Raw genomic sequence first — 7,854 nt, 5'->3', positions numbered from 1 at the left:
GCTTACTACACTGACAAATAAGCCAGTGCAAAAGCTTTAGTAATTCATGCGATTTGTTTGAGCTTGGTAATAGCGGTTAATAAAGCTCTATCTGCAAAGTTTACGATCTTCCAGCAAATAGCAGTAGTGGTCTTAATTACCTGATCGGTATAACCTGCATCAATGCTGGGCATCCACTAGCATCATAGACTTCTATATTACCGGCGGGGCAATCTATATTAATATCTTTATATGTAAGATTTCTCGAATCTTTACGAGCCCAAGCCTCATTTATGTTATAGTATAACCAATCGAGATACTGCGGCTGATTACATTCTTTTATCAAACTGGCAGCATACTGTGCAAATATAGCTGCATAAATTCCTTGTTCTATTCCGTTTTCGACAGGCAATGCACCTTTCGCATCACTCATTGTATTCTTTACATAATCCATTGCCGCAATAGCATCTTCAAGATATGTTTTATCATCAGTCTGCTTATATAAAAGAACGGCAGCACCGATACATGTACCTTGATTATACAAATGGGTTTTCCAGTTAGGTGTACCTGTCCCATGTTTAGAATCAGCTACTTTACCAGTATTCTTATCAAAAAGATTGGTTCGTGCCCAGCCGTATATTTCTTTGGCTTTGTTCAGATAGTCTTCATTCTTAGTTACATTGTACAATGTCATAGCAGCCACAACGGTCGGATAGTTTATACAAGCCATTTTTCCGTCATTTTCAGGCCTTACAGGGGGATTACTTTGTATCCATTGCCAATACATGCCTCCGTTTTTAGGATCGTATGATCCCGGATCACCTACTATTGGAGAGCCTTCCCAAACTCGTTTAAAGGAAGTTTCGGAATATGTAAGATATTTCTTTTCCTTAGTCAACTCATAAGCACGGGCAAACGAAATTGTCCACCACATAATATCATCGTATATGAACCAGACTTTACCATTATCCCAATTAAATTTATCGTAATGGTTGTAATTTCCTTCGTATATATCCTCCATCAAGGTTTTATACTTGGATTCGCCTGTACGTTTATATGCATTCATCGCCATATCCCAGTATATAGCTTGTGTCCAAATAGCAGCCACGCCTTTTTTTGATTCGTCTGAATTGGCTTTATAGATTTTACTTACCGGATCTAAAAACGCATCATTAAAAGCATCTAACGCCTTATTTGCGTCTTCTTTCGTAAATTTATGAGATAAGCTATTCTTTTTAAGTGTATCTGCTGTTGAACAACCAATAAGTAATAATACTATTAATACGAAAGGAAAGATTTTTTTTGTCATGGTTTTAATTTTTACTTTTTAAATAATTGTGTCAATCGTTAAATTATAGACATATAAAAGAAAAGAACGGGCATTTATAATATAAGGAATACCTTCCTTCAATAAATCTTAATTATCAGATATTTTTTCAAATATCATTTTTTTCAATACCATCCGACTTATTTTCCCTGTCTCGGTCAATGGTATAGAATCAATTTTTACAATCTTCTTTGGTATGTAATATGCGGGCTGAATATCATTTAATATATTGCTATCAATCTCATGTTCGACAACTAATACAACTATTTCGCCAAACTTAGGATCGGGATAAGATGTGACGGCAAAGTTACAACTTAACAAGGGTTGTATCAATTCTTCTATTTTCTCAATTTGTATTTTTATGCCTCCGCTATTAATTATATTATCCTTGCGCCCTATGATCCGAAAATTCCCGTCTGCTCCTATCTCCGCTATATCATTTGTATAAAGCCGTTCACTGGCAACCAAAGGCGCATCTATTACCAAGGTATTATCTTCTGACAATGACAGAGTAACCGAAGAAAAAGGGATGTATGAATCTGAAGCATCATTCCCATTCAGTTTTCGCAAGGCAATATGCGAAAGAGTTTCGGTCATGCCATATGTAGAATATATTTTATTAGGAAAAGATTCTATATTTTTTTGAAGTTTTGGATCAATCGCCCCCCCTCCGATAATCAGATTTTTAATTTTTGCCAATTGTTCTCTCTCTATTTCAGACTGTAGACTATTATAAACCTGCATAGGGATCATAGCTGCAAAATCAAATGCCACGGTAATTTCCCTCAGCGGATTACCCGATGGTGCCACAGGATATAAATCTAAGCCTGCAATTAAAGCCCTCACCACCATCATTTTGCCGGCGATATAATCTAGAGACATACACAGTAAAGCCTTATCTCCTTCTTTCAAACTCAGGAAAGAACAAGTAAGCTCCGCACTTCGCATCATCCGTTCTTTTTCAACTAATATTTCTTTAGGTATCCCTGTCGAACCCGATGTTTGTACCTTCAGAAAAGGAGAACGTGAAAACCAGTCTTTTAAGAATAGATATAAGCTATAATGAAAATCTGATCTGAAGGCAAAAGCAGGAGTTCCCTTACTTCTGAATATTTCAGGTGTATAAATTCCTCCTTCGATAGTTATAGTCTGCCTTTTTATATAGAGTTGATACATATTTAAATTAGATCATTTAGAGAAAAGGTCTTACCCTGAGGATTATACCATAGACAGTCTTTTTGTATTGTCAATGGCATTTCCACATTATTAGTATATAATGCCCCTGTACCTAAACCCTGAGCAAGAGGATTATCAAAAGTAGAGCACCATTGTGCTATCGCATTTAGTCCGACATTCGATTCCAATGCAGATGTTATCCACCAGCCGACATTCAATGATTCGGCCAATTCTATCCACTCTGTGGCACCACTTATTCCACCATGTAAAGTAGGTTTGAGGATGATATATTGAGGACGAATCGTTTCCAAAAGTAGTTTCTTTTCATCAGGCTGATTAATACCTATAAGTTCCTCATCGAGTGCTATTGGTAAAGGTGTTGTCTCTGCTAATTTTGCCATATCAGCCCATTGTCCTGCTCGAATCGGCTGTTCGATCGAATGCAAATCCAATTCAGAGAGACGTTCTAATTTTTCAAAAGCATCATTCTGCGAAAATGCGCCATTGGCATCTACACGCAGTGTAATCTGATCTGCACTATAGTGTTGGCGAATAAGACGAAGTAATTTTAGTTCTTCCTCAAAATTTATTGCTCCTATTTTCAGTTTTATACAACGAAAGCCTTGTTGCATCTTAGTCTCAATCTGTTCGAACATATAATCATAGTTGCCCATCCAGATAAGACCATTGATAGGTATACCCGCCACTCCTTCAGAAAAAGGAGTATTCCATAATTGATAATTACCTTTTTCGAGGTGACGCAAAGCTGTTTCCAAACCGAATAGAATAGAAGGATAAGGACGTAAGGCTTCCATATCCAACTGGCCACTCTGTTCGAGTTTTTCACAAAATTGATTTAATGTATGCTCGTAATTCTCATCATAGTCACAACTTAAATCAAATAACGGAGCACACTCTCCTACTCCCCACCGTTCGGAATCTGAAACAGACGATATTACCACATACCATATTTTATGATCGTGATACACACCTCGCGAAGTTCCTGCAGGACGCTTAAATTGGAGAGTATAAGGGATTATTTTAGTTTTTAGTTTCATAAATTAATGCTATAAGGGGCAAATAATTATTTGCCCCCACACTATTTTTTCACAAATCACGGAAATTTAGGAAATTTCTTAAAATCCGGTTTACGTTTTTCAAGGAACGCATGCTTACCTTCCTGAGCCTCATCGGTCAGATAATATAGCAATGTAGCATTTCCGGCTAGCTCCTGAATACCTGCCTGCCCGTCCAGTTCGGCATTTAATCCCATTTTTATCATACGAAGAGCCATCGGACTATGTTGCATCATTTCGTGCGCCCATTTCACAGTCTCGTCTTCCAATTGATCGAAAGGTACAACTGTATTTACAAGTCCCATATCTAAAGCCTCTTTTGCAGAATACTGACGACAAAGGAACCATATTTCGCGGGCTTTTTTCTGTCCGACTATACGTGCAAGATATGATGAACCGAATCCGGCATCGAAGCTTCCTACACGAGGTCCTGTTTGTCCAAAAATAGCATTCTCCGATGCTATAGAAAGATCACAAACCACTTGCAATACATGACCGCCACCGATTGCATAACCATTTACCATAGCAATAACAGGCTTAGGCAATGAGCGTATTTGTTTTTGCACTTCCAATACTTGCAAACGAGGTACACCATCTTTACCTATATATCCACCTTTACCTTTTACATTCTGATCGCCGCCTGCACAGAAAGCTTTATCTCCGGCACCTGTAAGTACAACGACGTAAATATCCTGATTTTCGTGGCAGATACGCAACGCATCGCTAATCTCCATAGTAGTAGTAGGTGTAAACGCATTACGATAACGTGGACGATTGATTGTTATACGTCCGATACCTTCGAAATAATCGAAAAGGATTTCGTCATATTCCTTTATGGTTTGCCATTCTCTTGTTGCCATATTTTATATTTTTAATAATTTTCTTCGATCTATATTATTTAAGAGGTACACCCGGTACTTTTATAGCCATCCCTGTAATCCTATAGCCTTCGATTGCTCCTTTATTAGTTTCCACTAGTATTTTAACATTAATAGCTGCATTAGCTCTCATTGCTTTACATTCTTCTGTAAAATTATACAATGCATCTTCTGCCGTTACTTTTCGGTTTCCTTTAGGAGTCTTTATATAACCTGTAACGCTGGTTATTACACTACCCACAGGCATGTATTCAAAACTAACGGAATTACTTTCTGTAATAAAGAAGCCTTCCATCGCATATTTCGAATAGTCTACGACTACTGTATACGAATTGTAGGTAGCACACGAAACCGAGAGGAGTAAAAGAGCCAAGCACACAAAATACTTTTTCATTTTCTTTTTTTTGTTAGGTTAAGGGATATTTTAATTGATGATAATATTCTCTAAATGCCTCTTTACTCACCTCCATATCGGTAACTACCTCTAATACCATAGATCTATCAGTAGTTTCATCTATTAAAGCTTTCAGGCTTTTGTTTAACTCTTCTGTGTTTGTGGCAGATAAGTAATCTAATCCTGCTGCCTGTGCCCAATCCTTAGCTTCGGTATGGTGGGTTGCAGCAACGTATTTTTTCAATGAAGGAGCATTGTTCAGTCCCGGCAGTAAGTAAAAAATACCACCTCCACCATTATTGATAAGTAATATGCGAAGATTCTTTATATGCTCAATATTCCACAATGAATTTAGTCCATAGAAGAAACTTAAATCACCTATTATAAGATAAGTTATACCTTCATATACAGACGCAAATCCCACTGCGCTTGGTAAAGAACTTTCTATTCCGTTTGTTCCCCGGTTGCAATACACCTCAACCGATTTATCTAATGAATATAGTTGCGCATTACGTACGATCGAACTATTAGCCAGATGCAAAACTGCATTTTGAGGCAATACTTTCAAGAAGTTTCCTGTAGCCAAAATATCGGAAAACAAGGTATCCGATGATGGCTCTGTTAACTTATTCGAAATAGTTTTCCATAAATCGAAATATGGCTTCTCTTGCCCGGCACTGATTGTATAATATAAATCGTTCAGAAACTTTTCATTATCTGTTTCTATCAGATCAGTCAACGACTGATACAAATCAACAATTTCTCCCGATTGAGACAATTGCCAATGATTTTGAGGCTTATTAGTTCTTAAGAACTGTTTAATTCTTTTAGAAACAATATGCCCCCCCAAAGTGATAACCACATCGGGAGTATAATTTATTATTTCTTCTTCTGCAATGGCGTATAACAAGGCATCAAAATTAGAAATAAAGAGAGGAGAAACACAGTTTGACAAATGCTCTGTAAGGACTACGCAATCGGTCTGTCTTACCAGCTGTTCCAATATATCAACAATCTTTGGTGACTTAGGCAACTGCCCCACTATAATCATCCGCTTAGGAAGTTTACTCCATCTATCGGCAAAAGACGCAATATCCACTATTTTTTGCGTTTGGGTAAAGCTAATACGTCTTACTTGCGGAAGATCCTTTTCCGAATAATCGAATAAAGGTTCAGATATTGGTACATTAATTTGCACCGGTCCGGGTGCATCAGCTGTACAAGCTATCAACGCTTCATTTATCAGACGATTACAGAACCAAATATCCTTATCGACATTTATTTCGGGAAGATTTACCGATTTCTTTACCAAAGCACCAAACACTCCCACTTGGGGTAAGGTCTGCCCATCCATCTGCCCGATCCATTCAACAGAACGATCAGCAGAAACAACGATCAATGGTAACTGTTGATAATAGGCTTCCGCTACGGCAGGCGCATAATTCAACAATGCGGTACCCGATGTACAGCAAATAACCACAGGCTTTCTCGTACACTGAATAATACCTAAAGCATAGAAAGCAGCATTGCGCTCATCCACAACCACATGGCATTCGAAAGAGGTATCTTGAGAAAAAGTCTGCATCAACGGAGCATTACGCGAACCCGGGGATACAACAATATGCCTGATTCCATACTCTTTAAGTAATGCAACTGTTTGTAATACATTTTTCTTTACTGAAAACATTGTATTGTATATTTTATCTGATAACTGTCAATATCGTTTGTAGTTTATTTTCTGTTTCCTCCCATTCCGATTTCAATTCAGAGGAAGGAAGCATACCTCCACCTGCATATAATCGAAGTATATCTTTGCCTATTTGCATACACCTCAGGTTTACATACAACCGACTCTTGCCCTCTATATCTAATGGACCTACAAAACCTGAGTAATATCTACGGTTATAAGATTCATTTTTTAATATAAATTCAAAAGCCGATTCTTTTGGAAAACCACATACCGCAGGGCTGGGATGCAACATATCCAATAGATTTCCTATTTTTGAATTTCCTTTCAATCTAAATGAAAACTTGGTCTTCAGATGTTCAATTTCACCGGCCTGTACCGTAAATGGCCCGCTTTGAGTTATATCAGTAGCCAATTTGTTCAATTGCTGTTGCATATAATCAACAACAATCTGCTGTTCTTTTACATTCTTATTATCCCAATCTGCTGTCGAAAGTTTTCTTGTTCCTGCTAATGCAACAGTTTTACATACATCATCTTCCTCGGCTACAAGAAGCTCCGGTGATACTCCCATCCACGTTCCCGATTCCTTACTATTACATAGAAAGACAAAATTTGCAGCATATTTTCCACATGTTTTTTGAAATGCGACTCCTGCCGAAAAAGCAGATTCTCTATCTACATCAAATGTACGGGAAAGAACTATTTTTTGAAATACATTTTCTTCTAAAGCCGAGTAAAAAGTATTGTAAACAGATTTATATTGTTCGAAAGAGTTGATAGAAGATTGATTACCCACATTTTCAGCATCCGAGATTTGAGCTATTTTTTCATTCTCTAAATATTCAAAAATCTTATCCTCTCCTACAAGTTGTACATCGGGACGAATAAGCACAAGAGGAGTATCTACCGATATATGAAAAGGAGCAACAACAAACCCCTTCTCTAAATTCAGATCCGAAAAAGATTTCGGTTGCATTTTACCTTGCGAAAATTGCAATATAAGATGTATATCCTGTTGCCAAGGCATACGGTAAAGAGCAAAATGTATATTTCTATCAATCAAAAAGTCAAAAATCCGATAATCGAAGCTTTGATTTAGTCCCATTTCATCATTTAAATTATATCAAACAGCAAAAATACAAAATAGCAAGCTCTTTCCTCATAACAATCGAACTTTTTTATCTTATCACATGTTATTTACATATGATATAAGCTTATATTATATACAATAGAAAATCTATCGACATAATTATGAAAATTAAACAGATTAGCTTTTTTCTATTATTAAATGATTGCAACATAACTATTTCTTTTTAACCTGCTTTTATATATAC

Annotated in this window: 7 protein-coding genes; all 7 read right to left on the bottom strand. The window is 36.9% G+C overall.

What is annotated here, in order from left to right; all coding sequences use genetic code 11:
• Positions 1-136: 136 nt before the first annotated feature.
• The 7 genes from JGH11_RS18120 to JGH11_RS18090 all read right to left on the bottom strand — a co-directional run bounded on the left by JGH11_RS18120 (position 137) and on the right by JGH11_RS18090 (position 7,625).
• Positions 137-1,288 (bottom strand): glycoside hydrolase family 76 protein, encoded by a 1,152-nt coding sequence (locus JGH11_RS18120; protein ID WP_201114145.1) that lies wholly within the window; start codon positions 1,286-1,288, stop codon positions 137-139.
• 108 nt (positions 1,289-1,396) lie between these two features.
• Positions 1,397-2,482, bottom strand: coding sequence for an AMP-binding protein (locus JGH11_RS18115; RefSeq protein WP_201114143.1), 1,086 nt, complete (start codon positions 2,480-2,482; stop codon positions 1,397-1,399).
• Between the two features lie 2 nt (positions 2,483-2,484).
• Positions 2,485-3,540 carry an o-succinylbenzoate synthase gene (locus JGH11_RS18110; RefSeq protein WP_201114141.1) on the bottom strand — a complete coding sequence of 352 codons (1,056 nt, stop codon included), beginning with the start codon at positions 3,538-3,540 and terminating at the stop codon, positions 2,485-2,487.
• A 56-nt stretch (positions 3,541-3,596) separates the two neighbouring features.
• On the bottom strand, positions 3,597-4,418 hold the full coding sequence (gene menB, locus JGH11_RS18105) for a 1,4-dihydroxy-2-naphthoyl-CoA synthase (protein ID WP_201114139.1): 822 nt from the start codon (positions 4,416-4,418) through the stop codon (positions 3,597-3,599).
• Between the two features lie 34 nt (positions 4,419-4,452).
• Positions 4,453-4,830, bottom strand: coding sequence for a hypothetical protein (locus JGH11_RS18100; RefSeq protein ID WP_201114138.1), 378 nt, complete (start codon positions 4,828-4,830; stop codon positions 4,453-4,455).
• A gap of 13 nt (positions 4,831-4,843) precedes the next feature.
• Complete coding sequence (menD, locus tag JGH11_RS18095; protein ID WP_201114136.1) at positions 4,844-6,517, bottom strand: 2-succinyl-5-enolpyruvyl-6-hydroxy-3-cyclohexene-1-carboxylic-acid synthase; 1,674 nt, start codon at positions 6,515-6,517, stop codon at positions 4,844-4,846.
• Positions 6,518-6,530: 13 nt separating this feature from the next.
• Positions 6,531-7,625, bottom strand: coding sequence for an isochorismate synthase (locus tag JGH11_RS18090; RefSeq protein ID WP_201114134.1), 1,095 nt, complete (start codon positions 7,623-7,625; stop codon positions 6,531-6,533).
• Positions 7,626-7,854: the final 229 nt, after the last annotated feature.

The organism is Dysgonomonas sp. Marseille-P4677, from assembly GCF_016652235.1.
Taxonomy (GTDB): Bacteria; Bacteroidota; Bacteroidia; order Bacteroidales; family Dysgonomonadaceae; genus Dysgonomonas.
Note: the sequence above shows the minus strand (reverse complement) of the source record. Positions and strands in the feature narration are given on the sequence as shown.

Bases quoted from the DNA above. Each gene is read 5' to 3' on its own strand.
- JGH11_RS18110 (WP_201114141.1), bottom strand. From the start codon at position 3,540: ATGAAACTAAAAACTAAAATAATCCCTTATACTCTCCAATTTAAGCGT.
- JGH11_RS18090 (WP_201114134.1), bottom strand. From the start codon at position 7,625: ATGGGACTAAATCAAAGCTTCGATTATCGGATTTTTGACTTTTTGATT.
- menD (WP_201114136.1), bottom strand. From the start codon at position 6,517: ATGTTTTCAGTAAAGAAAAATGTATTACAAACAGTTGCATTACTTAAA.
- JGH11_RS18100 (WP_201114138.1), bottom strand. From the start codon at position 4,830: ATGAAAAAGTATTTTGTGTGCTTGGCTCTTTTACTCCTCTCGGTTTCG.
- menB (WP_201114139.1), bottom strand. From the start codon at position 4,418: ATGGCAACAAGAGAATGGCAAACCATAAAGGAATATGACGAAATCCTT.
- JGH11_RS18120 (WP_201114145.1), bottom strand. From the start codon at position 1,288: ATGACAAAAAAAATCTTTCCTTTCGTATTAATAGTATTATTACTTATT.
- JGH11_RS18115 (WP_201114143.1), bottom strand. From the start codon at position 2,482: ATGTATCAACTCTATATAAAAAGGCAGACTATAACTATCGAAGGAGGA.